We start from the raw sequence: 25,957 nt of genomic DNA, 5'->3' as shown, positions 1-25,957 counted from the left end.
ACGACAAGCAATGTCTGCACCCAAGTCCATCTTCGCGGCCGAGCTGATCGGCCCGGCCATCGGGGACGCGTTCCGCAAGCTCGATCCGCGCGAGTTGATCCGTAACCCGATCCTGTTCACCACGGCCGTGGCGGCGCTGCTGCTCACCGTCCTGCTGGCGATCGGCGGCGAGCCGCTGCCGGTGGGGTTCCAGGTCCAGCTGATCGTCTGGCTGTGGCTCACCGTGCTGTTCGGCACCTTCGCCGAGGCGCTGGCCGAAGGCCGCGGCCGCGCCCAGGCGGCGTCGCTGCGCGCCACCAAGTCCGAGCTCGAGGCCAAGAAGCTCACCGGCGTCGGCGAGACCTGGCGCAAGGTCGAGGCGCATCTGCTCCAGCGCGATGACCTCGTGCTGGTCGAGACCGGCGACCTGATCCCCGCCGACGGCGAAGTCGTCGAGGGCGTCGCCTCGGTCAACGAGGCCGCGATCACCGGCGAAAGCGCACCGGTGATCCGCGAGGCGGGCGGCGACCGCTCCGCCGTCACCGCCGGCACCCGCGTCATCTCGGACAAGATCATCCTCCGCGTCACCCAGGATCCCGGCAAGGGCTTCCTCGACCGGATGATCGCGCTGGTCGAAGGCGCCGAGCGGCAGAAGACGCCGAACGAGATCGCGCTGACCATCCTGCTCGTCGGCCTGACGATCATCTTCCTGATCGCGGTAGGCACGATCCCGGCCTTCGCAACCTATGCCGGCGGGGCGATCCCGGTGGCGGTGCTGGCCGCGCTGCTGATCACGCTGATCCCGACGACCATCGCCGCGCTGCTTTCCGCGATCGGCATCGCGGGCATGGACCGGCTGGTGCGCTTCAACGTGCTCGCCAAGTCCGGCCGCGCGGTGGAGGCTGCAGGCGACGTCGACGTGCTGCTGCTCGACAAGACCGGCACCATCACCATCGGTGATCGCCAGGCGAGCGCCTTCCATCCGCTGACGGGCGTCGAAGAACGCGCACTGGCCGAGGCCGCGCTGACCGCCAGCCTCGCCGACGAGACGCCCGAGGGGCGCTCGATCGTGACGCTGGGGCGCGAGAAGTTCGCCTTCGACGCCAAGCTTGATGCCGCGGCGGAAGTGATCCCCTTCACCGCGCAGACGCGCAGCTCGGGCGTGCGCCAGGGCGACACGGTGATCCTGAAGGGCGCGGTCGATTCGATCCTCAAGATGGACCCGGACGCTGCTGGTGCCGCCGAGCTCAAGCGCATCACCGACGGCATCGCGCGTGGCGGGATGACGCCGCTGGCGGTGGTCCGGAACGGCCGCCTGCTCGGTGCGGTGGCGCTGAAGGACGTCGTCAAGGCAGGGGTGCGCGAGCGCTTCGCCGAGCTGCGCCGGATGGGCATCCGCACGGTGATGATTACCGGCGACAACCCGCTCACCGCCGCCGCGATCGCCGCCGAGGCGGGCGTGGACGACTTCCTCGCGGAAGCCACCCCCGAGGACAAGCTCGCGCTGATCCGCCAGGAACAGCAGGGCGGCAAGCTCGTCGCGATGTGCGGGGACGGCACCAACGACGCACCGGCGCTTGCCCAGGCGGATGTCGGCGTGGCGATGAACACCGGCACCCAGGCGGCGCGCGAGGCGGGCAACATGGTCGATCTCGACAGTGATCCGACCAAGCTCATCGAGATCGTCGGCCTCGGCAAGCAGCTGCTGATGACCCGCGGCGCGCTCACCACCTTCTCGATCGCCAACGACGTCGCCAAATATTTCGCGATCATCCCGGCGATGTTCGTCGCGCTCTATCCCGGCCTTGGCGTGCTCAACGTGATGGGCCTGTCGAGCCCGACCAGCGCGATTCTGTCGGCGGTGATCTTCAACGCGATCATCATCCCGTTCCTTGTGCCGCTGGCGCTGAAGGGCGTGACCTACAAGCCGATGGGCGCGGGCCAGCTGCTCGCCCGCAATCTCGCCATCTACGGCTTGGGCGGCCTGGTCGCACCGTTCATCGGCATCAAGCTCATCGACCTGGCCGTCGCCGGTCTTCACCTCGCCTGAGGATATCCCATGTTTCGTACGTTTCTTTCGTTCGCGTCGCTCACCGTCGTCGCCGCTCCGGCCTTCGCGCAGGACAGCGTGCCTGCCGCCCCGGCGGCAGCCGCACCGGCAGCGCCGGCGCTGTGCACCGACCGCCCGACCAAGTCGAACTTCGCCTGCACCGTGCCCCAGGGCATGGTGCAGCTCGAGACCGATCTCGGCAACTGGACCCGTACCGATGCGGGCGACACCCGCGTCGACACGATCCTCTACACCAACCCGACGCTGAAAGTTGGCTTGACCGGCTCGACCGACATCGAGGCGAGCATCGCGCCCTATGCGACCGTGCGCACCCGCACCGCGGAAGGGACCCAGACGCTGCGCGGCGTCGGCGACCTCACGCTGCGGCTGAAGCAGCGGCTCACCGATCCGGCGGGGCAGGTGCAGATCGCGCTGCTGCCCTTCGTGAAGATCCCCACGGCCAAGACGGGGATCGGCAATGGCGAGACCGAGGGTGGCGTCGCCGTGCCGATCAATATCGCGCTGCCCAAGGGCTTCACGCTCACCTTCGGCCCCGAGGGCGACGTGCTCGCCGACAGCGACGGCCATGGCCATCACGCGCAGCTGGTCGGCACGGTCAATCTCGGCAAGGCGGTCACGTCGAAGTTCACGCTGATCGGCGAGTTCTGGGTGGCCCGGAACTTCGATCCGGCGGCCTATGTCACGCAGACCTCCGCCGACATCGCCGCCAGCTATCTGCTGCGTCCGACACTGCAGCTCGATCTCGGCGCCAATTTCGGCCTGAACCAGGCCACCCCCGATGCCCAGGTCTATCTGGGCGTCTCCACCCGCTTCTGAGGAGGATTTCGCCATGCGTTCCGATCTCGTTTCCGGCCTCCGTCCAACGCTCCTGTTCACGCTGATCTTCGCGGCGCTGCTGGGGATCGTCTATCCGCTGGTGGTGACCGGCGCCGGGCAGCTGCTGTTCCCGGCCCAGGCCAACGGCTCGCTGGTGCGCGACGATGCCGGCAAGCTGCGCGGCTCGATGCTGCTGGGGCAGAGCTTCGCCGGGCCCCGCTATTTCCAGGGTCGCCCGTCGGCGGCGGGCAATGGCTATGACCCTCTCGCCTCGAGCGGCTCCAATCTGGGTCCGGCCTCCAAGAAGCTGGTCGATCGGGTGACCGCCGACCAGAAGCGCCTCGGTGCCGATGCCCCGGCCGACCTGCTCCAGGCATCGGGTTCGGGCCTCGACCCCGAGATCAGCCCGGCTGCCGCACGCTTCCAGGTCGCGCGGGTCGCCAGGGCACGGGGCATCGCGCCCGATCGCGTGGCGCAGCTGGTCGACGCGAACGTGCAGGGCCGGTTGCTGGGCATTATCGGGGAGCCGCGGGTCAACGTGCTCGCGCTCAATCTCGCGCTCGACCGGCAGGGCGGCGCTCGCTAAGCGAAGCCATGGCGAGCGCAACCAAGGTCCTGATCGTCGAGGACGACAGCCATATCCGGCGGCTGCTGCGCGGGGCCCTCACCCGCGCCGAGCACCAGGTGATCGAGGCGGCGACCGCGCGCGAGGCGATCGCCGCTTTCGGCATCGACAAGCCCGACGCGGTGCTGCTCGATCTCGGCCTGCCCGATCGCGACGGCATCGAGCTGATCCAGCAGGCCAAGGCGGGCGGGGCGGCGGTGATCGTCGTCTCAGCGCGCACGGATACCAGCGAGAAGGTCGCGGCGCTGGATCTGGGCGCCGACGATTACTGCACCAAGCCGTTCGACACCGAGGAACTGCTCGCCCGGCTGCGCACCGCGCTCCGCCACCGTATCGCCGGATCGGCCGAGCGCGAACGGCTCACCATCGGGGCGGTCGAGATCGACCTCGTCCATCGCCGCGTCCGCCGCGATGGCGAGGCGGTGCATCTCGCGCCCAAGGAATATGGCGTGCTTGCGCTGCTCGCGGCGCATCCCGACCGGGTGATCGCGCATGGCCAGTTGCTCCGCGACGTGTGGGGGCCGGCGCATATCGAGCAGCTCGACTATCTCCGGATCGTCGTGCGCAATCTCCGCCAGAAGCTGGAGGCGGACCCGAGCCGCCCGCAACTCATCCTCAACGAGCCCGGTGTCGGGTACCGGCTGGTGGTCGCCTAGGCAAACCTACTGTCGATCCCCAGGCGGGCCAGGACAACTGTGCGCGCATGAGGGGTTATTGTTGACGGTTCTTCGCTGCTTCACGTCAATATGAGAACGTTTGCACAGCCGACACAATTTGTTGCTGCCCGTTGCCGAAAAGCCACAACAACGCCCTCGCATTTAATTGACAATTTGTTTTTCAATTGCGAAACCCCTCACAAGAACCGTGAACTCAAATCTGACAGCGCGGTCACAAACAACCGATCGGGGCCTGGGGCCTGCGGGTGGAAAGAGGGAGAAGGATCGTGTCCTACGGCAATCTGTTTCGTTCGTCGGCGTCTGCGCGCCAGCGTCTGCTGACCCAGCTGATGCTGGGCACAAGCCTGTGTGCCGCGCTGCCGGGGCTTGCGTTTGCCCAGGCCGCCACGACCCAGCCGCAGGCCGGCAACACGTCCGCGCCCCAGAACGCCGCGCCGGGGGATAGCGAGGGTGACATCGTCGTCACCGGCTACCGCGCGTCGATCGAGACCAGCCTGGCGCAGAAGCGCGACGCCAATGCGTTCGTCGACGTGATCACCGCCGAGGACGTCGGCAAGTTCCCCGACAAGAACGTGGCTGACGCGCTGCAGCGCGTGCCGGGCGTGGTGATCGAGCGTGACGGCGGCGAAGGTAGCCGAGTCAGCATCCGCGGCCTCAGCTCAGACCTGACGCTGACCGAGCTCAACGGCAACTTCATCGCCTCGGCGGATTCCGGCGATCCCTCGCGCAGTTTCAACTATCTGCTGCTCCCCGCAAACCTGATCGGCAGCGTCGAGGTGTTCAAGTCCTCCGAAGCGCGGCTGGACGAAGGCGGCGTCGGCGGCGTGATCATCAACCACACGCGCCGCCCCTTCGACCTCAAGCCCTGGTCGGGCAACGTCCAGGTCGAAGGCACCTATTCGGATGTCACCAAGAAGGTCGAGCCGAGTGTCTCGGGCCTGCTGTCGTGGCACAACGAGGCCAAGACCTTCGGCCTGCTGCTGGGCGCGACCTACCAGGTCCGTACCAATCGCACGCTGAGCGCCGCCACCGAGAGCTGGCACTGGTGGACCGACGCCAACAACACCAAGCAGGCGACCGACGTCAACGGCAAGACCTACGCCAATGACGACGCGATCTCCTATTGGAACGATGGCGTGACCACCCAGGGCGGCACGCATTATAACGGCTATTGGGCGCCGCAGTCGGTCGACGAGACGGTTCTGATCGAGAAGCGCAAGCGGCTGGGCATCCAGGCGACTGCGCAGTGGCAGCCGTTCGAAGGCCTGAACCTCACTGCCAACTATTTCCGCTTCCAGCTCAACGGCGACAACGTCTCCAACCTCATTAAAATTCCGGAATGGGGCTATGACAAATTCTTCACCGGCGCGAAGTTCGACAAGAGCGGCACGGTTCTAACTTCGGCGACCTTCCAGGTGCCGCCTGACGGCACGGCATGTCGGACGGGCGCCAATGCCTGCACGATGGAAACCCCGGCGATGCAGAGCTATTATGCGCGCCAGAAGACCGTTTCCAACACCTATGACCTGCACGGCGACTTCACCCGCGATCGGCTGACCGTGTCGTTCACCGGCGGCAAGACGCGCGCGACCGGCGGCCCGTCGTTCCAGTTCTACGCCCAGGCCAAGCCGCGGCTGGTGGTCGGCGACGGCCTTGCCAACCGCGTCAACGGCAACATGCTCAGCCAGTGGAGCTTCACCGACCAGTCGGTGGCGATGCAGTTCTCGCCCGAGTTGCAGCAGAACCTGATGAAGGGCATCTCGCAGGTCGATCTCGGCTCGACCGGGTCGGGCTATACCAACAGCGCGATCGAGCAGAAATATGCTCAGATCGACCTGACCCGCCGCTTCGACAGCTTCATCGACTCGATCCAGGTCGGCGCCAAGTGGCGCGATGCCAAGGTGGAGCGCCAGACCGGGCGGTTCGAATGGTATTCGGATGCGGCGGGGACGCTGCGTTACCAGGATACCGCGGGCGCCGCGGTGACCCAGCCGGCCTTCTTCCAGAGCCAGCCGATCGGCAACATCGCCGGCGGCTTCGCGACGAGCGTCTTCCCGGCGTTCAACATGGACAACTATCTGGCCTATCTGAACAAGACCTATAACGGTCCTGTCCGCGTGCCCGAGCCGGAGAATCGCTACGACATCAAGGAGCGGATCTGGGCGGGCTATGCCCAGGCGAACTTCAAGATGAACAATGTGCGCGGCAATATCGGCCTGCGCGTCGTCAGCACCAAGCAGTCTGGCGTCTCGACCGACGTGATCTATTACGAGAATGACTACTGCCAGAACACCAACGGCAATCCGTTCGTGCCGCCGCCAGTCGGCCCGGACGGCAACTGCCTGGTACTCCCGCAGGCGCAGCGCGAAGTGAAGGTGTTCAGCCCCAACGACGAGTCCAAGCGCTACACGGACTTCCTGCCGAGCTTCAACATTTCGTGGGACGTGACGCCCAACCTGCTGATCCGCGGTGCGGCATCGAAGGTGATCGCGCGTCCGGGCTATGGCGATCTCGCTGGCGCCCGTTCGCTGACCTTCAACTCGGACGCGTTTGTCTACGACCGCAAGCAGTTCGGCGCGCTGCCCGGCTGGTTCGGCGGCGGCGGCAATTTCAACCTGAAGCCGTTCAAGGCGTGGCAGTATGACGTCGGCGTGGAATGGTATTTCCACCGTGGCTCGGTGCTGGGCGGTACGCTGTTCCGCAAGGACGTGTCGGACTTCATCGTCCCGCTGGTGCTCGACATTCAGAGCAATGTCGCCGGCAACAACGTGACCGTGCAGCAATATTCGACCCAGGCGAACGGCTCCAACGCCGTGTCGCAGGGCGTCGAGCTCTATGCGCAGCACACGCTGCCCTTCGGTCTCGGCGCGCAGGTGAACTTCACCTATAACGACACTTCGGTCGCCGAGATCACGCTGGACGGCAAGAAGGTGGGCGACTCCCCGCTGGTCGGCAGTGCCAAGACGCAGATTAACGGCTCGATCTTCTACGAAAACAAGAAGCTGCTGCTGCGTGCCTCGTACAATCGGCGCGGCGAGCGGGTCGGCGGCATCCAGTCTGGCCTGAACGTCTATTCGGATCCGTACGAGCAAATCGATCTCAACGCCTCGTACAATTTCTTCGAGAACCTGCAACTGACCGCTTCGGTGATCAACCTCACCAAGTCGGAGGAGCGGGCGCATCTCGGCAACGACACCGACGCGCGCTTCATCAGCAACCAATATACCGGGCGCCGTGCCTATCTGGGCCTCGCCTACAAATTCTGATCAAACCCCCCTCTGGCGGGGCGGCCACGTGCCGCCCCGCCACCTTTTTTATCCGCTTTTCACGCTGCGGATCGGCCAAGGAGAGGCTCATGCGATCGAAGCTCCGCCGGGCGCTCGCCCTTCTCGCCCTGATGGCGCCGCTCGCCGCCTCCGCGTCCAACCCGATCGTGCGCGGCTGGTATGCCGATCCCGAGATCCGGGTGTTCGACGGGCAATATTGGATCTACCCCACCTATTCCGCCGATGACGGCGCGCCCGATCGTACCCGCCGTTTCACCCCCGCGCAGGAAGAAGCACGCAAGCGCAAGACGGTGCGGCCCTCTTACGCCTATCAGACCTTCTTCAACGCCTTCTCCTCGCCCGATCTCGTCCACTGGACCAAGCACCCCCACGTCCTCGACGTGACGCGGATTTCCTGGGCGGCCTATGCGATCTGGGCGCCCTCGGTGATCGAGGCGCAGGGGCGCTACTACATGTTCTTCTCCGCCAACGACATCCAGAGCGACAAGGAAGAGGGCGGCATCGGCCTCGCGGTCAGCGACAAGCCCGGCGGCCCGTTCCGCGACGCGCTCGGAAAGCCGCTGATCGGCGGCTTCCACAATGGCGCGCAGCCAATCGACCCCTTCGTGTTCCGCGACACCGATGGGCAGGTCTATCTCTATTATGGCGGCTGGCGGCACTGCAACGTGGTGCGGCTGAGCAAGGACCTGCGCCGCGTGCTACCCTATCCCGACGGTTCGACCTGGAAGGAGATCACGCCGCCGGGCTATGTCGAGGGCTCCTTCGTCATCAAGCGCAAGGGGGTCTATTACCTGATGTGGTCCGAAGGCGAATGGACGGGATCGGACTACCGCGTCGCCTATGCGACCGGACCCAGCCCTGTTGGCCCGTTCACCCCGCGCGGCACCATCCTCCAGGAAGATCCCAAGATCGCGCGCGGGGCGGGGCACCACTCCGTGGTCAACGTGCCCGGCACCGATCGCTGGTACATCGCCTATCATCGCCGTCCGCTGGCCGACCAGCAGGGCGAGCATCGCGAGCTCGCCATCGACCGCATGACCTTCAATCCGGACGGCTCGATCCAGCCGGTCACGCTCACCAACGACGGCGTGGCGCCCGAGCCGCTTCGCCGCACCCGCCGCAAATGACGACGCGCTCAGCCAAAGGAACCCTCGTGCCCCTTTTCTCCCCCAAGCCGCTCCGCGCCGCCGCCTTCGCGCTTCTCGCCAGCGTTGCCACGCTGCCTGCCGTCGCGCAGCAATCCGATCGCAGCGAGGCGCTGGTCGATCTGGTCAACCCGCTGATGGGCACCGATTCCACCTACGAGCTGTCCTATGGCAACACCTATCCTGCGGTGGCCGTGCCCTGGGGCATGAACTTCTGGACGCCGGTCACCGGCAAGCCCGGCAGCGGCTGGGGCTATATGTACCATGACAACAAGATCAACGGCATCAAGCAGACCCACCAGCCCAGCCCGTGGATGAACGACTATGCCGCCTTCTCGCTGATGGCGGAGACCGGCCCGGTGCGGATCCGCGAGGCCGAGCGCGCCTCCTGGTACAGCCACAAGGCCGAGGAGAGCCACCCGTACAGCTACCGGGTGTACCTCGCAGATTACGACGTGACCGCGGAAGTGGCGCCCACCGCGCGCGCCGCGCAGTTTCGCTTCACCTTCCCCAAGGCGGACGACGCGCACATCGTACTCGACGCGTTCGCTGGCGGATCGAGCGTCACCATCGACCGCGCGCGGCGGCGGATCAGCGGCTGGGTGCGCAACAACCATGGCGGCGTGCCGGGCAATTTCCGCAACTATTTCGTCGCCGAGTTCGACCATGACTTCGCGGTCAGCCGCAGCTGGGACGACAATTGGCAGCTAACCGCCGACGCACAGCGCGAGGGCAACCATGTCGGTGCGGTGGTGAGCTTCGCGACGCGCGCGGGCGAGCAAGTCCACGTCAAGGTCGCCTCGTCGTTCATCAGCCCGGAGCAGGCCGAGCGCAATCTCGCCAGCGAGATCGGCGGCGACGGCTTCGAGCAGACCAAGGCCAAGGCCAAGGCGGCATGGGAGAAGGAGCTCGGCCGCGTCCGCGTCACCGATCCCAATCTCGACAACCGCCGCACCTTCTATTCGGCGCTCTACCGCATGCTGCAGTTCCCGCGCATGTTCTACGAGGTCGATGCTCAGGGCCGCCAAGTGCATTACAGCCCCTATGACGGGCAGGTGCATCCCGGCCCGATGTACACCGACAACGGCTTCTGGGACACGTGGCGCGCGGTCTTCCCCTGGTTCGCGCTGATGTACCGCGAACGCGATGCCGAGATCATGCAGGGGCTGGTCAACACCTACAAGGAAGGCGGCTGGCTGCCCGAATGGGCGAGCCCGGGCTATCGCGACGTGATGATCGGCTCCAACTCGGCGAACCTGATCGCCGATGCGTACCTCAACGGCGTGCGCGGCTTCGACATCGCGCCGCTCTATGAGGCGATGGTCAAGAACGCGACGACCAGCCAGGGGCGGCCCAAGGACAAGAACGGCAATGTCGTCGGCGCGGTCGGCCGCGAGGGCGTCGAGTACTATAATCAGCTCGGCTATGTGCCCTATGACGTGGGCATCAACGAGAATGCCGCGCGCACCCTCGAATATGCCACCGCCGATTTTTCGCTGTCGCGCCTCGCCGCGGCGCTGGGCAAGAAGGACGACGCCCGCCTCTATGCCGAGCGCGCGCAGAACTTCCGCAAGCTCTACGATCCCGAGAGCGGCTGGATGCGCGGCCGCAACAAGGACGGATCGTGGGAGACGCCGTTCAATCCGTACAAATGGGGCGACGCCTTCACCGAGGGCAATGCACTGCATTACAGCTGGTCGGTGATGCAGGACGTGCAGGGGCTGATCGACCTAATGGGCGGCGACGCCAAGTTCGTCGACCGGCTGGACTCGGTGTTCGCCACCGCGCCGATCTTCGACGACAGCTATTACGGTCAGGTGATCCACGAGATCCGCGAGATGCAGATTGTCGACATGGGGCAGTACGCCCATGGCAACCAGCCGATCCAGCACATGATCTACCTCTACGACTGGGCCGGCGCGCCGTGGAAGACGCAGGCCCATGTCCGCGACGTGATGCGCAAGCTCTATGCCGCGACGCCGGACGGCTATCCGGGCGACGAGGATAACGGCCAGACCTCGGCCTGGTATGTCTTCTCGGCGCTCGGCTTCTATCCGGTGACGCCGACGGTGGGGCAATATGCGGTGGGCAGCCCGCTGTTCCGCAACGTCCGGCTCACCATGCCGGGCGGCAAGGTGCTGACGATCGAGGCGACCAACAACAGCGCCGAGAATGTCTACATACAGTCCGCTACGCTGAACGGTCGCGCCTACACCAAGCCCTGGCTGTCGCGCGAGGCGCTGCAGGCGGGCGGCACGCTGCGCTTCGTGATGGGGCCGACGCCGAACAAGACTTGGGGTGCGCGCAAGGCCGATGCGCCCTTCTCGATGAGCGCGCCCAAGTGAGCGCGGGGGACTATCGCATGCAGTTCGATCGACGTTCGCTGATAGCCGGTGCCGCGGCGCTGGGTGCCGCTGCCGCGCTGCCGGGCGCCGCGCGCGCCGCCTCGGGCTTCGTCAGCAAGCGCCCGCCGCTGGCCAAGCGCCGCTTCGTCAGCAAGGCGGTGGAGGCCGAGATCGCGCGGGTGAAGGCGCGCATCGCCGATCCCGAACTCGCCTGGCTGTTCGAGAATTGCTACCCCAACACGCTCGACACCACGGTGGAGATCGGCACGCTCGACGGCCGGCCGGACACCTTCATCATCACCGGCGACATCAACGCGATGTGGCTGCGCGACAGCTCGGCGCAGGCGCAGACCTATGTCCACCTCGCGGGCCAGGATCCGGCGCTGCGCCGACTGTTTGTCGGGCTGATCCAGCGCCAAGCGCGCTGCATCCTGGTCGATCCCTATGCCAATGCGTTCGAGAAGGATCCCAAGGCCAAGTCGAGCCTCGAATGGTCGCAGGTCGACGTAACCGATATGAAGCCGGGCGTCGCCGAGCGGAAATGGGAGATCGATTCGCTCTGCTACACGATGCGGATCGCGCACGCCTATTGGACCCACACGCGCGACAAGACGCCGTTCGACGATCTCTGGTCGCAGGGCGCCAAGCTGGCGGTCGCCACCTTCCGCGTGCAGCAGCGCAAGGCGGGGACGGGGCCCTATCATTTCCAGCGCCAAGCGGTGGCGCCGACCGACAGCGTGCCGATGGGCGGCTATGGCGCGCCGACGCGCAAGATCGGGCTGATCCACTCGATGTTCCGCCCCTCGGACGACGCCTGCGTCTATCCGTTCCTGATCCCGTCGAACCTCTTCGCGGTCTCGGCGCTGCGCAAGGTGGCGCAGCTCCACCGCGAGACGCGCGGCGACGAAGCCGCGGCGAAGGATGCGGAGGCGCTCGCCGACGAGGTCGAGAAGGCGCTGCACGAACACGCGCTGGTGCCGGACGGCAAGGGCGGCAAGGTCTGGGCCTTTGAGATCGACGGCTTCGGCAACTGGATCTTCATGGACGACGCCAATGTCCCCAGCCTCTCCGGCCTGGCGATGATCGACGCCGCCCGCCGCGACGATCCGCTGTTCCGCCGCACCGCCGCGCTCGCCTGGAGCGACCGCAATCCCTATTATTTCGAGGGCAAGGCAGCGAAGGGCATCGGCGGACCGCATATCGGGCTCGACATGATCTGGCCGATGTCGATCATCACCCATGCGCTGAACAGCGACGACGATGCCGTGATCGCCCAGTGCCTCACCTGGCTGAAGACCACGCATGGCGGCACCGGCTTCATGCACGAGAGCTTCAACAAGGACGATCCCGCCAAGTTCACCCGCGCCTGGTTCGCCTGGACCAACGGGCTGTTCGGCGACCTGATCCTCGATCTCGAGCGCCGCCGCCCCGCGCTGCTCGCCCGCACCTACTGATCCCTTTGCTTCTACGGAGCCGATGCCGATGACCGTCGCCACACGCCGCCAACTCCTGCTGGGCAGCGGCACCGCCGCGATCGCCGCAGCGCTGCCGCGCACCGCCTGGTCCGCCGCCTTCGAAGCGGCGCGGCCCGATCTGTTCATCGGCACCGGTGGGCACGGCCATACCTTCCCGGGGCCGGCGCTGCCCTTCGGCATGGTCCAGTTGGGGCCGGATACCGACAACAGCCGCTGGGACGCCTGTTCGGGCTACCACAAGGATGATGCGACGATCATGGGCTTCTCCCATACGCATCTGTCCGGCACCGGCATCGGCGACATGCTCGACGTGCTGGTGGTGCCGAGCCGCGGGCCGCTCAAGCTGACGCCGGGCACCTTGGAAAAGCCCGAGGGCAGCTATCGCCAGCGCTACTCGGACGAGCATGCCGAGCCCGGCTATTACCGCGTCCGGCTGGAATCGGGCGTGCTCGCCGAACTGACCGTCACCGAGCGCACCGGCCAGCATCGCTACACCTTTCCCAAGGGCGAGGGGCATATCCTGATCGATTTCGCCCATGCGATCATCGACAGCTGGGACAAGGGCACCTTGGTCGAGGACGCGTCATTGACGCTCTCCCCGGACGGGCTGCTCACCGGCAGCCGCAAGGTCAATCGCTGGGCCAAGGGGCGGCACATCCATTTCGCACTGCAGCTGTCGCGCAAGCCGAGCCGCGTGCAATTCTTCGGCGACGATGATGCGCCTGCGCCTGCAGGGGCCACCGGCGTCACCGGCAAGCGGCTCAAGGTCGCCTTCTTCTTCGATGATGCGGGTGCCGCGCCGATCGAGATCAAGACCGGCATCTCGGGGGTCGACATCGCCGGTGCCAAAGCGGCGCTCGCGGCCGAGGCACCCGGCTGGGCGTTCGACGCCACCCGCGCGGCGGCGGCGCGGACCTGGACGCGCGAGTTGGACAGCATCCGTGTCGAGGGCGGCACGCCTGCGCACCGCACCATCATGGCGAGCGCGCTCTACCATGCCTCACTCTCGCCGACGCTCTTCACCGATCGCGATGGCCGCTATGTCGGGCTCGACCGGCAGGTGCACCGGACGACCGGCGACGCGCCTGCCTACAGCACCTATTCGCTGTGGGACACCTATCGCGCGCTGCACCCGCTGCTCACGCTGATCCGTCCGGACATGGCGGCGCGCTTCACCCAGGATCTTGTTCGCCAGACCCAGCAGAGCCCCTATGGTCCGCCGGTGTGGCCGCTCCAGGGCGTCGAGACCGCGTGCATGATCGGCTGGCACGCCGTGTCGGTGCTGGCGGAAGCCCGCAACAAGGGCATCCAGGCCGACTATGCCGCCGCCTGGCCCAAGATCCGCGCGCGCGCCTTCGATCGGACCTTCCCGGACATCGACAGCACGCTTGGCCGCGGCTTCTATTACGATCTCGGCTATGTGCCCGCCGACAAGATCTGGGAGTCGGTCAGCCGCACCCAGGAATATGCCTATGACGACTGGGCGATGGCGGTGCTCGCCGAAGCGGCCGGCGCACACGACGATGCCGCGGCGCTGCGCAAGCGCGCGCAGAACTATCGCAACGTGATCAGCACCGAGATCGGCTTTGCGCGGCCCCGCTTCGCCGACGGCAGCTGGTGGAAGGACTATGATCCGATCCAGCTCGGCCACAACCCCGACAAGCAGCGCGACTATACCGAGGCCAATGGCTGGCAGGCGACCTTCCTAAACCAGCACGACGTCTACGGCTTGATCGAGCTGTTCGGCGGCGACGCCAAGTTCGAGGCCAAGCTCGACGCGCTGTTCACTGCGCCCTCGACGCTGCCCAAGAACGCGCCGCCAGATATCTCGGGTCTGGTCGGCCAGTACGCGCATGGCAACGAGCCCAACCAGCATGTCGCCTATCTCTATGCCTATGCCGGCGCGCCGTGGAAGACCCAGGCGATGGTCCGCCGCCTGTGCAACGAGATGTACAAGGCCGATCCGGACGGCGTGATCGGCAACGACGATTGCGGCCAGACCAGCGCCTGGTTCATCCTCAGCGCGCTCGGCTTCTATCCGGTCGATCCGGTGAGCGGCGTCTATGTGTTCGGCTCGCCGCTGTTCGACCGGGCCGAGATGCAGCTGGGCGGCGGGCGCACCCTGCGCATCCGCGCGGTCGGCAATGCAGCGGACCGGCCTTATGTCCAATCGGTAACCTGGAACGGCAAGCCCTGGACCCGCAACTGGATCGGCCATGCCGATCTCGCGCGCGGCGGCGAACTGGTCTTTACCATGGGTGCCAAGCCGTCCCGCTTCGGTGCTGCCAAGGCGGACCGGCCGCCATCCTATGGCCGACTGTTGCGCTGATGAAGGCACGGGGCGTCCATGAGACGCCCCGTAATCGTTTGCATAGAAACCAGATTGTAACCTTTCGGCAACGCTTCGCGAAATATCGCAATCAAATTGCTTTTTTAGGTAACCTGGTTGTTGCCCAGATGAAACCAGCATGACACCTTCTTGGAACCAAGCCCGGTAAGGCCGCTTGGGACCCGAGACGCGAACACCGCGCAGCCGCGCTCCCCGGAGCATGGCGGTCCCGATCGGCCGGATGTTTCCGAGGCCTTGGCCAGCAAGAGGGGACTTGTTCATGATGCTACGGGGAGTTTGGGCCAGCAGCTGTTGCGTGGCCGCGTTGATGGCGGTGCCTGCCGCCGCACAGACCAATGACAATCCGCCGGTCTCGATCGGCGATCCGGTCGCTTCGGCCAAGCTGGCGGACACGCCGGACCAGGATGCCGCCGGCGGCCCCATCGTGGTCACCGGCACGCGCATCGTCCGGCTCAACAACCGCTCGGCCGCGCCGATCGTCACCACCACTGCCGCCGAAATCGCCGCGCAGGGCGCGACCACGATCGAGGAAGTGACCAACCGCCTGCCGCAGGTGCAGGTCAATTCCGAGCAGAATTTCAGCGACTCCGAAGGCCGTCAGCGCATTAAGCTGCGCAGCCTGGGCTATGAGCGCACGCTGATGCTGATCGACGGCCTGCGCATCGGCCTGCCCAACTCGGTCGACGTCGGCATCATCCCGAACGCGCTGGTCGATCGCATCGACGTGCTCACCGGCGGCGCCTCGTCTGTCTACGGTTCGGACGCGGTCGCGGGCGTGGTGAACTTCGTTCTGAAGAAGAACTTCACCGGCATCCGCATCGACGGCAACTACAGCTTCTTCAACCACAACAACCGCAGCAGCGCAGTGACCGATGCAGCGGAGCGCGCTGGCTTCAATGCGCCGACCGGCATGACCAATGATGGCGGCCGCGCCGATGTGAGCATCGCCGCGGGCACCAACCTGTTCGACGGCAAGGTGAACATCTCTGCCTTTGCCGATTATCGCCAGTCGAGCCTGGTGCGCCTGCGCGACCGCTCCAACGCGGTCTGCGAAGTGATCACCAGCAGCCGCACCTCGCCGCTCGCCTGCTCGCGCGCCAGCTATACGCCCGCTGGCACGATCATCCCGCAGGCGGGGCCGAATGCCGGCACGCAATATGTCAACAATCCGAACGGCAACGGGACGTTCATTCCGATCAACACCGGTGGCCCTGGCAGCTCGGCCAATCCGTATGACGATTTCGCGTTCCAGCGGCCGTTCCACCGCGTCAACGCGGGCGGTTTCCTCACCGCGCAGCTCGACGACCACATCGAGCTGTACAGCAACGTGTTGTGGTATCGCGACAAGTCGTACAACACCCAGCTCAACCGCAACTTCTCCTACACCGCGTTCGGCAGCGATCCATACCAGGTGAACTGCGACAACCCGTTCCTCTCGGCCTCGCAGGGCCAGACGCTGTGTGGCGCGAATGCGGGTGTGGCGGGGCGGTTCGCACCGCTCGACGTGCGCTACCGCTTCGACTCGCAGCCGCTGGTGCAGGACCAGTATATCAATGCCGGGTATCGCATCACCGCGGGCTTGCGCGGCCGGGTGCTGGACAATGTCTGGTCCTATGATGTCGCCGGCATGCTGTCGCGCGCGCAGCTCGACACGATCGACGAGCCCTTCGCCAGCCCCACCAAGATCAACCGCTCGCTCAACGTGGTGAATGTCAACGGTCGCCCGACCTGCCGTTCGGTGATCGACGGCAGCGATCCTTCCTGCGTGCCGTTCAACGCCTTTTCACCGTTCAACAACGATTCGGCGCTGAACAACTATCTGTATGGCGGCGCCACTGGCGGCATCGCCAAGCGCATCCCGCGCCTGCTGCAGTTCGTCGGCACGGTGAGCGGTGATCTCGGCAAGTACGGCGTCACCTCGCCCTTCGCCGAGCAGGGCATCGCGATCGCGGTCGGCGCCGAATATCGCGATGAGATGGACCGCACCGACTACAACGACGTCTTTCGTCAGAACAACAGCAGCGGCGACAACGTCCGCGCCACCCAGAACATCCTGGAAGGCAATATCGAAATCCAGGCGCCGCTCGTCGAGCATCAGTCCTGGACCAGCCTGCTGCAGCTGAACGGCGGCTATCGTGTGTCCAAGTACAACCGCCTGGACGACAAGTTCGGCACCTGGAAGATAGAAGGCATCTGGGCGCCGGTGGAGGACATCACCTTCCGTGCCTCGATCAACAAGTCGCAGGCGGCACCCGGCGTCGGCGCGGCGGCGAATGCGTCGAACATCTCGTACAACCAGGGCTTCTACGCGGATCCCTGCGCACCGCAGATCAATGCATCGAACCCGAACGGCCCGCGCGTCGCGCCGTCCTGGTCGCCGCAGCAGTGCGCCCGCACCGGCCTCGCGACCAACCTGTACAACAGCGCCACGCTGATCTGCCCGGACGATCGCTGCACCGTCCGCGAAGGCGGCTTTGCGCTGCGTCCCGAAACGGCCTATGGCAAGACGTTCGGCGTTGTACTGCGTCCGCGCTTCGTGCCGGGCCTGACGGTCTCGGTCGACCGCTGGATGATCGACCTCAAGGACCAGCTCGAGTTCTTCAACCCGCTCGACTGGATCAACGGCTGCCTGTCCACTGGCAACGACTATTATTGCCGCGGCATCAAGCGCAATCCCGACGGCACGCTGTCGAGCTCGCCGGCCAGCACCCCGTCCGCGGGCTATGTGTCGCGCGGGTCGACCAACGGCTACAAGTCCAAGTCGCATGGCTGGGACTTCCAGGGTCAGTACAATACCGGCCTGGGCAGCTTGGGTTCGCTCGACATGACCTTCAACGGTACGCTGATGACGCTGGTCGGCAGCCAGGGCGCGCCGGACATCACGCCGCGCGATTGCACGGGCTATTTCGACAGCGGTTGCGGCGAGAGCATGCCGACCTGGGCGCACCAGTTCCGCACCACCTGGATGGCGCCGGGCCGCGTCGCCAGCCTCTCGCTGAACTGGCGTCACCGCAGCGCCATGCCGCGGACGGTCTATGCGCCCGCCAGCACCGGCATCCCGGCGCTGCCGGAAGCCGACAAGCGTGATGCCTATCCGGGCATCAAGGCCTATGACTGGTTCGACCTTGCGCTGACCTTCGACATCAACAAGCGGATGACCTTCCGTCTTGCCGCCAACAACATCTTTGATCGCGACCCGCCGATCGTGCCGGACAGCCGCAGCCGCATCGGCCTGCTGCGCGGCAACACGATCATGGGCTACGACCTGCTGGGCCGCCAGCTGGTCGCGGGCGTCTCGCTGCGCCTGTAACGGACGTGCTGCATCCCCCGGAGATCGCATCTCCGGGGGATTGGTCGAACACAGCCTGCCGCACGCGAGAATCGCCACGGTACCGACTCGGCGCCGAGCGCCTCGGTCGTCCGGGGGCGGATCCGGCCGCCGTCAACGGCGTCCGGACCGCCTTGCCGGGAGAGCTCAGGCGTCCGCGTCCGCATGCGCGGGGCTGACAACCTGATAGGACGGCTTTTCACCGTCGGCCTTGCTGCCTTCCACGTCGAACGACACGTCGCTCCAGAAGATGCGCTGAATCGCGGGATTGCTGCTATTGTAGGAGACCTCGTGCCACTCGCGTTTGGACGCCGTGATCGAAAGATAATAGACGTCGCCGGTCAGATCCTCAAAGGCGAGATACATCGACCCGCTGAAGATGCCGCGCGGGCCCTGGGCATCGACGCGAACTTGGTAATCATAGATCCCCGCAGTCTCGATCAATTCGATCGCGAAGACTGTGCCGCCATCGTTTGCAATCACGCAATTCTGGGTCGGTCCGCCATTTACGGTCGCTGATCCGCCCACTTCCATGCCGCCAGGGCAGGTTGCCGAATGATATCCGCTTTTTGCTTCGCCGCAGTCGCCTTGGAAATTGCTATTGCTCATGAATCCCTCCTATGACTCTCCAGAGTCGCGGCTTTTATATACTGTACTTGCAATGGATAGAAGCGGGTTTCATCTATTCTTCATGTGATGGCGATTTTTGCCAAGTTGGTGCTGTGAAGACCGCAGCGATTTCAGCAGTCCCCGCGGGCTGGGCGGGCCTGCTTGCTGCCGGCCCTGCACGCGCGAAGACGGAGAGTGCCAGGGCGCTTTCGTCTTTTTGACATGATAAAATCATATCGTTGGGGATGCCTGCTGCCCCCCGCCCGCAACTGCTCCTCACCGAATTGCAAAAGCGCGTCCTGCTGCATTTGCGGGTCACCGGGCCACAACCGCGCATCGATCTCGCCATCGCGCTCCGCACCAACAGCGCAACCATCACGCGCGTGACGCAGCAGCTGGTCGCGCTGGATCTGATCGCCGAAGGCGCGCAGCAGGAGCAGGGCGCACGGGGCAGACCCAGCGTGCCGCTGGCGATCGCCGGCAGCGGCGGCTGGTCGGTCGGCGCGACGGCCCACCCCGGCTGGCTGGAGCTGGTGCTGGTCGACTTTTGCGGGCGCCCGCTGCTGCACGACACCCTGGCCTTCTCAATCGGCGCGCCGTGGTGCGGCGGCTGGCGGGATGGAGCGACGTACCGCTGGCGGAAACGCTGGGCGACGTGCTCGACATGCCGATCTGGATCGAGAATGACGCGACCGCCGCCGCACTCGCCGAATATTACCAGCCCGGGATCATCGACCGCTATCGATCGATCCTGGTGCTGTTTCTGGGCCCTGGCATTGTCGGAGGCCTCATCGCGGCGCGCGATCTGTTCCGCAGCGACCATGGCAATGCCGGGGAAATCGGCAAGCTGTTCCCCGGCGAGGTGCTTCGTCCCTCGGGCATCGACCTGATCGACACGCTGCGCGATGCCGGGGCGTCATCGCGTCGCTGGCCGAAGTGGAGGCCCTGCTAAAGCCGCACGCCGCGCTGATCGCGGCGTGGATCGAGCGGGTCGCGGTGCAACTGGAGCAGGCGATCATCGGTGGGGCGGTGTGGCTTGATCCGGGCGCGGTGGTTGTCTCAGGCGCCTTGCCTCGCGAGGTGCTCCGGCGACTGGCCGAACGCATCGCAGCGCTGAGCGCGCCCCGCCATCGCGGCTATCAGGCACCGGTACCGGCGGTGTTGCCCTCCCATTGGGAAGCCGGGCGGTGGTAATAGGGGCGGCGATGGCGCCGATCCATGCGGTGACGGCTGCCGCTTTTTGACGCCATTTAATTTCATGTAAGCAAATAAAAGAGTCACGAAGCGGCGTCACCCGCCCCGCATCAGGCAACAACGGGGACGATACATGGGATCGAAAATCCTTCTGGCGGGCGCCGCGGTGCCTGCCCTTTTGATGGGGGCGATGCCGGCGCAGGCGCAGGCGCCGACACAGACGCAGACGCAAGCAGAGCCGGCCGCAGAGCCGCCCCAGGACATCGTCGTCACCGGATCGGCGCGCACAGCGCCGGTTCGACGTCTCCTACGCGGTCAACGCGCTGTCGTCGGACGATGTGGCGAAGCTTGCGCCAAAGAGCATGACTGAGCTGGTCGGTGCGCTACCCGGCATTCATATCGAGCAGACCGGGGGCGAGGTTCAGAACATCACCCGCGTACGCGGCATCCCAACTGATCGCGGCTATCTCTATTATCAGCCCGATGGGCTGCCGCTCTACCACGAGCTGGACGGCTTCTTCTTCAACCAGGGCGACGGCATGAATCCCTTCGACCTGATGACCGATCGCGTCGAAGTGGTGCGCGGCGGGCCGGCGCCGATCTATGCTTCGGGCGCGGCGGCGATCATCAATGTGATCACGGTGAGCGGCGAGCAGAACCCCGCATGGCGCGGCGCAGGTGACGCTGGGCACCACCAGATTCTACCGGCTGGAAGGCTATCAGTCGGGGCCCCTCGGGGCGCGCACCAGCTTCGCGGTGGGCGGCTTATCGCTATCATGACGGCTACCGCGACAACGGCTTCCCGTCGGACAAGGGCGGCCAGATCCGCGCGAACATCCTGCGCGAACTCGACAACGGTACGCTCAAGTTGTCGGGCCAATATACCAACGACCACAACCTCTTCTATCTGTCGATCTCGGCGGCCGATCCGCGCAACACTGCGGTCAGCCTCAACAACTATCTCGATTACTTCACCGGCACTCTCAACACGCCGGCGCTGCGTGCGGTGACGATCAAATATCGCGACGGCTCGGGTGCGATCCAGAGCCGCACCGGCGATCTCGCCAATGGCCGGCATATGCAGTTCGGCAATGTCGCGCTCGATTATGAAGGCGATTTTGACGCCTGGCACGTCTCGGCAAAGGCCGGTTACACCGATGGCCGCAACGATTTCGATGCGCTCTATTCCACGTCGAACCCGGTCGATGCAGTGTGCGGCTGATCGTCAGCAAGAAATGGTAGGCAGGAGTTGCCATCCGCCGAGCCGCACCCGGGAAAGTCCGCTGCCGCGCTTTCCCGCCCCGCCTGCATCCGAACGGAACACGCCATGAAATCGCTTGTCTGTCTGCTGGCCGCCGTCACCGCTACCGTCCAGCCCTCCGCCGCGCATGCCGGCGACGCTACCAAAATGATGCACCGCCTGCGTAATCCCAAAGGCGGGCTGATCATCGTCGCCCATCGCGGCTGCCATCGCGCAGCGCCCTATAGCGATATGGGTCCGGTGCCCGAAAACTCCTTCGCCGCGTTGGAGAAGTGCGTCGCGCTGGGTGTGGAGGTGATGGAAACCGACGTCCGTCGCACCCGCGACGGCCATCTGGTGATGGTTCATGACGAGACCGTCGATCGTACCACCGATGGCCATGGCAAGGTGAGCGAACTGACGCTCGCCCGGATCAAGATGCTGCATTTGCGGCAGGACATGGGCGGCGCGGCGCAGCAGGTTACCGATCAGACGGTGCCTACGCTCGCCGAAATCCTGGCCCGCGCCAAGGGACGCATCCTGCTCAACCTCGATGTAAAGGACGCGATCTACGGCGAAGTCGTGGCCGAGGTGGCGCGGGCCGGCCTGCAGGACGGGGTGATCGTCAAGACCTTCGCGGGTACCGGATCGCCGTCGCTGGCGGCCATCGCGCCCTATGACCAAGTGCCGTTCGTGGTGATTCCGGTCAGCGGGGACGGCAGCGGTGCCGATGTTGCCGGGATCGTCGATGCCCAGATGGCGGGTGCACGGTGCCCCCTCGCGATCGAGCTGCCCTACATCGCGGCGCCCCGCTTGCCGCCGATCGCGCAGCGCACCCGCACGCTGGGGGTGCGGCTGTGGGTCAACACGCTGTTCGATGGCTTCGTTCTCGGCGGGTTCAGCGATCTGGACGCGCTGCGGGACCCGGATGCGGTGTGGGGGCGGCTCTGCAGCGCAGGCGTCTCGATCTTCCAGACCGACGAGCCTGCCGCGCTGGCGCGCTACCGCGCGCGCGCCGGCCATCGGCCCCTGTGCGGTTGAGGTCGCGATGGGGTTGGTCCATGCCGGCGACGCGCCACCCGCTGCGCAGCTTCTCCGCTGCAGGTCGCGCCGGGCGACGATCGGCGGCTAGCATCAGCATGCCTGCCCTGCGGCGATGCCGGCCGGGCTTTTGCCAACCGCGCGTCGGGAAACGCCCTTGGCGCTATTGCGGAGGCAGGGCAGCGAAGACCTTGGCGAGGTTCAGAATGCCATTGCCGAAGACGGGATCGCGACCCGCCGCGCCGGCATCGGTCGCATTGGCGAGCAGCAGCGAAACGATCTGCATCCCGGTCAGCTTCGGCCGCGCTTCTGCGACCAGCGCGACCGCCCCGCTGATCGCGGCGGCGGCGGGCGAGGTGCCGCTGTACGTTACCACACGCCCGTCCGGCGCGATCATGGCCACGCCCTGCGACAGTGCGGTGAGATACCAGCTCGCCGAAGGTCCACTGCCGGCGCGATTGGCATGCGTGTAATCGAAATTGCCGGCAGCATCATGCCCGCCCGCGATGATCACCCAGCCGGGAGCGGCTTCGGCAAAGGCGCGCGCCATCCGCAACGGTTCTTGTCCGCCCGCATCGTTGTTGCCGGCGCTGATGACGATCACGATGCCCGCCGCGGCCGCGCGACGAACGGCATCGAGGAACAGGTCGTAACTCTCGTCGATCACAAATGACAGATTGATCACCCGCACCTTGGCGGCGATCGCGGCGTCGATCGACGCAATTAGGGCGGCGCTCAACACGGTACAGTTCGCCAGCGACGTGCAGTTGCCCGGATTGGAGAAGTTGAGCGAGACGATGGTCGCACCATAGGCGATGCCGTGGATGCCGCTGCCATCGCGCGCCGCGGCCGCGACCGACGTCATGAACGTACCGTGCCCGCTCGTGTCGACCAGGCCGCGCGCGCCCGCCATATCCGCGCTGGCCGGATCGATCCGGCCGCTGAATTCGCGCAAGCCGGGTGTGATACCGGTGTCGACAATGGCGATCTTGATCCCGCTGCCCGTCACGCCGGCGCTATAGGCAGCGGCGGCCCCTGCCGCGACCGCCGCGTTCGAGCGCTGCTCTTCCTCCTGCGCTGCTGTCGGCGGGGGGGCCGGTGTCGGGCTTGGCGCAGGCGTTGCAGCGGGAGGCCCGGGCACCACGACCATGCCCTCGCCCGACCCGCCACCGCACCCCCCGCTCAAAAAAATGCCGGCAAAGACAATGCCACGCAGAAGCGTGGCGCGCACACGCGGCCTAGCTGATTGCATCTTCGCTTCCTTCGGATGTGAGGCGAGCAGCAGAGACTTGCTCATGGATGGACGTTTCCGTCCTGGAGAGGGACCGATTGGGTGGCGGTGCTCTCGGAAACATAGCGTCGCGGGCCGTCCGCCCAATCGCTGAACGACTGGCGCGACCGCACCGGGAGCGTCCAGCGGTCCGTCGCGACATCGCGCAAGTGCAGATCGCCGGGGTCCGCCCTGCCCATCAATGCCAGCAGTCGGAATGAGGATACGTTGACGTCCCTGCGGATGATCGCTGCCGTCACATAGTTGTTGAATATCTCTCGTTCGGTATCGAGAACATCCAGCAAGGTTCTCGAGCCGATATTGTTTTCGGATCTGGCGCCCTTGAGCGCCGTTTCGTTGGCCGCGATGGCTTCCTGCGCTTTCTGCAGATAGTCGAGCGACAATCGCCAGGTCGCATATGCCGAGCGGACCTGGGCGACGACGTCGCGCTCCAGCCCAACGACCTCTTCCATGGCGCTGTGCAATCCGGCACGCGCCTGTCGCACGTGCGAGGCTGGCAGACCGCCCTGGTAGAGCGGGAGGCTTACCGTGATGCCCACCTGCGCCGCTGTCCCGCGATTTTGCGGCCGGAAAATCGATTGGCTGGAGACGGATTGGAGATTGTTGAAGTAGTTGCCGGATCCGAACGCCGAAACCTGGGGGCCACGTTCGCCTTGGGCGGAACGTATCCGATACTCTGCCGCATGCACGTTCATCCGCGCGGCCTGGAGGGATCCATTGTCCCGAATGGCTTCGTCGATCGCGTCTTCGACCCTCAGCGGCCCGGCAAACCAGCTGCCGATATCGATCAGATTGCTGGGCGGCGCGCCGACGACGCGGACATAGTCTTCGCGGCTGCTGATCAACTGCGCCCGCGCTGCCTGCAGACTGCCTTCGGCCAGCAACAGCCGAGCGCTCGATAGCGATACATCGGTGATGGTCAGATCGCCGATCGAAAATCGCCCCTGGACGCTGCGAAGATTGGCCTGCAACGACGCAACGTTCCGCTCGCTGGCGCGGACGATGGCTTCGTCACGGAGCACGTTGCTGTACACCTCGACCACGGACGCGAACAGCGCGGAGACGGTACTACGAAAGCTTTGCCGGGAGGAATCGTACCGCGTCTGCGCTTCCTTGACCGCGAACTTGACCACGCCGGAGCGATAGAGCGGGACGGTGATCGAAAGGTCGGCGTCGAGTGTCCGATCCGGCAGCAAGGCGCTGTTCGCAGATCGTTTCAGGAATTCGGTTTCGCTGCTCGTGAACGCCGCGCGTGGTCGCCCACCGGCTTTTGCTTGGACGACCTCTTCGCCGCTTGCGACATTGTCGGCAAAGGCGCTTGCCAGGCCAGGGTTCGTCTGCAGCGCACGACGCAGTGCCTCTTCCAGCGTATCGGCGCGCGCGTCTGGAGGGAAGGCGGCGGCCACCAACGTCGCGCATAGCGCGCACGCCATGGCGCATCGCCCGACCAGGATCGTGGCGGCGCGCGCACGCGGTACCTCTCCGACAAGCAACCTCGAAACTGTCACGATGGCCCCCTCGATATCGGCAACACATATCGTGCCGGCGTGCAGGCCTCAAAAACCAATGACTCTCAAGTTGAAGTGCTTTCGGGCGCAATCGTCGCGCAAATGCCGACACATTCTCGGGATCATAGAAGAAATGCCGGCGTGACGGGCTGTAATCGATCCTCTTTTGTCACTCAATTTGAACGCATATTGTTGGTGGTGGCACCGTGACAGCAAAATTGCGATCCGGCACAAATTCCGCATCGGAGTCCATTTTCCTGAAAGGGGGGAAGATGCAGCATCTCATCGTGGCAGACGATGTCGCCCGCCTCGTGCGGGCAGCCGAGCGCATGGCGCGCCTTGCCCAGAACATCGCACAGCGCGGGCGCGAAAAGGAGATGGTGGGGAGCCCTGCAAACGATGTGATTTCGCAGCACGACGGCGTGCCGGCACAGGTCGGCGAGAGGCTCGTCCATGCATCGAAGCGCGCCATGGCGGCACATCTGCAACAGCCGGATTTCGGAGCGCCCGCAATTTTTCGGAGCCCTGCATGGCTGTTGATGCTCGAACTGTTCGTGGCAGGGCGTTCGAACGAGCCTGTTTCGATCAAAAGTGCGTCGCTCACCCTGGGGAGCGCGCCGTCCACCGCCAACAGAACCATTCTGGAACTCGAACGGCGCGGCCTGGTCGCAAGCGTCGGCGATGCGCGGGATGCCCGCAGGCGCTTGCTCAAGCTCACTCCCTATGCCGAAGCAGTGCTCAACGATTATCTCAGCCAGCAAGGCGAATGTCGGCCCCTGCCGATGCGCGTGTCCCTCAAAGTATCGCAGAGCGACGCGCTGGAAGACCAGGATGACAGCGCTTGCGAGATAACTCCGATTTCGGATCGATCCGTATCCGAACCAGAAACTATCTTACCGTGATGCCGCGTCTTCGTAATCCTACGGGCGTCATTCTCGAGAATCATTTCGAGGGAGACACTTCAAAAGGGAAATCG

17 protein-coding genes and 1 pseudogene are annotated in these 25,957 nt (G+C 65.5%); 15 read left to right on the top strand and 3 right to left on the bottom strand.

All coding sequences use genetic code 11. From position 1 onward, the window contains the following. Positions 1-10 precede the first annotated feature (10 nt). From kdpB to RT655_RS09605, 10 genes are all read left to right on the top strand, one after another. Positions 11-2,029 (top strand): potassium-transporting ATPase subunit KdpB, encoded by a 2,019-nt coding sequence (kdpB, locus tag RT655_RS09650; RefSeq protein ID WP_313536380.1) that lies wholly within the window; start codon positions 11-13, stop codon positions 2,027-2,029. Between the two features lie 9 nt (positions 2,030-2,038). Then, positions 2,039-2,866: a transporter gene (locus tag RT655_RS09645; protein ID WP_313536378.1), complete on the top strand. Its 828-nt coding sequence runs from the start codon at positions 2,039-2,041 to the stop codon at positions 2,864-2,866. Between the two features lie 13 nt (positions 2,867-2,879). After that, a complete protein-coding gene (gene kdpC / locus RT655_RS09640; RefSeq protein WP_313536377.1) occupies positions 2,880-3,452 on the top strand; it encodes a potassium-transporting ATPase subunit KdpC in 573 nt (190 codons plus the stop codon). An 8-nt stretch (positions 3,453-3,460) separates the two neighbouring features. Next, complete coding sequence (locus RT655_RS09635) at positions 3,461-4,147, top strand: response regulator (protein WP_313536376.1); 687 nt, start codon at positions 3,461-3,463, stop codon at positions 4,145-4,147. Positions 4,148-4,434: 287 nt separating this feature from the next. Next, a complete protein-coding gene (locus tag RT655_RS09630; protein ID WP_313536375.1) occupies positions 4,435-7,434 on the top strand; it encodes a TonB-dependent receptor in 3,000 nt (999 codons plus the stop codon). Between the two features lie 89 nt (positions 7,435-7,523). Further along, a complete protein-coding gene (locus RT655_RS09625) occupies positions 7,524-8,582 on the top strand; it encodes a glycoside hydrolase family 43 protein (protein WP_313536374.1) in 1,059 nt (352 codons plus the stop codon). 26 nt (positions 8,583-8,608) lie between these two features. Next, positions 8,609-10,945, top strand: coding sequence for a GH92 family glycosyl hydrolase (locus RT655_RS09620; protein ID WP_313536373.1), 2,337 nt, complete (start codon positions 8,609-8,611; stop codon positions 10,943-10,945). A gap of 17 nt (positions 10,946-10,962) precedes the next feature. Beyond that, complete coding sequence (locus RT655_RS09615; protein WP_313536371.1) at positions 10,963-12,399, top strand: glycoside hydrolase family 125 protein; 1,437 nt, start codon at positions 10,963-10,965, stop codon at positions 12,397-12,399. A gap of 28 nt (positions 12,400-12,427) precedes the next feature. Continuing rightward, complete coding sequence (locus RT655_RS09610; protein ID WP_313536370.1) at positions 12,428-14,749, top strand: GH92 family glycosyl hydrolase; 2,322 nt, start codon at positions 12,428-12,430, stop codon at positions 14,747-14,749. Positions 14,750-15,065: 316 nt separating this feature from the next. Beyond that, positions 15,066-18,080, top strand: coding sequence for a TonB-dependent receptor domain-containing protein (locus tag RT655_RS09605; RefSeq protein ID WP_313536368.1), 3,015 nt, complete (start codon positions 15,066-15,068; stop codon positions 18,078-18,080). 165 nt (positions 18,081-18,245) lie between these two features. On the opposite strand, the gene RT655_RS09600 is transcribed toward RT655_RS09605, so the two are convergent. Beyond that, positions 18,246-18,707, bottom strand: coding sequence for a hypothetical protein (locus tag RT655_RS09600; protein WP_313536365.1), 462 nt, complete (start codon positions 18,705-18,707; stop codon positions 18,246-18,248). Between the two features lie 598 nt (positions 18,708-19,305). On the opposite strand from RT655_RS09600, the gene RT655_RS09595 reads away from it, so the two are divergent. From RT655_RS09595 to RT655_RS09580, 4 genes and pseudogenes are all read left to right on the top strand, one after another. Continuing rightward, positions 19,306-19,659 (top strand): ROK family protein, encoded by a 354-nt coding sequence (locus RT655_RS09595; RefSeq protein WP_313536364.1) that lies wholly within the window; start codon positions 19,306-19,308, stop codon positions 19,657-19,659. Next, complete coding sequence (locus RT655_RS09590; RefSeq protein ID WP_313536363.1) at positions 19,644-19,901, top strand: hypothetical protein; 258 nt, start codon at positions 19,644-19,646, stop codon at positions 19,899-19,901. Before RT655_RS09595 ends, RT655_RS09590 begins: the two co-directional genes overlap by 16 nt. Before the next feature lie 133 nt (positions 19,902-20,034). Next, positions 20,035-21,108: pseudogene (locus tag RT655_RS09585) on the top strand (TonB-dependent receptor plug domain-containing protein); the annotation flags it as partial. 120 nt (positions 21,109-21,228) lie between these two features. After that, on the top strand, positions 21,229-22,182 hold the full coding sequence (locus tag RT655_RS09580) for a glycerophosphodiester phosphodiesterase family protein (protein WP_313536362.1): 954 nt from the start codon (positions 21,229-21,231) through the stop codon (positions 22,180-22,182). A 163-nt stretch (positions 22,183-22,345) separates the two neighbouring features. Here RT655_RS09580 and RT655_RS09575 read toward each other — a convergent pair whose 3' ends face one another. Together RT655_RS09575 and RT655_RS09570 are read right to left on the bottom strand one after the other, a co-directional pair. Next, positions 22,346-23,191 carry a S8 family serine peptidase gene (locus RT655_RS09575; protein WP_313536360.1) on the bottom strand — a complete coding sequence of 282 codons (846 nt, stop codon included), beginning with the start codon at positions 23,189-23,191 and terminating at the stop codon, positions 22,346-22,348. A 284-nt stretch (positions 23,192-23,475) separates the two neighbouring features. Further along, positions 23,476-24,879, bottom strand: a complete 1,404-nt coding sequence (locus tag RT655_RS09570) for a TolC family outer membrane protein (protein WP_313536359.1) — start codon at positions 24,877-24,879, stop codon at positions 23,476-23,478. Positions 24,880-25,253: 374 nt separating this feature from the next. On the opposite strand from RT655_RS09570, the gene RT655_RS09565 reads away from it, so the two are divergent. Then, the gene (locus RT655_RS09565) at positions 25,254-25,883 is read left to right on the top strand and encodes a MarR family winged helix-turn-helix transcriptional regulator (RefSeq protein ID WP_313536357.1); all 630 of its coding nucleotides are present in this window, start codon (positions 25,254-25,256) and stop codon (positions 25,881-25,883) included. Positions 25,884-25,957 lie beyond the last annotated feature (74 nt).

This window comes from Sphingomonas sp., from assembly GCF_032114135.1.
Taxonomy (GTDB): Bacteria; Pseudomonadota; Alphaproteobacteria; order Sphingomonadales; family Sphingomonadaceae; genus Sphingomonas.
The sequence above is the reverse complement of the archived record's forward strand: the minus strand, read 5'-3'. Positions and strand labels throughout refer to the sequence as shown.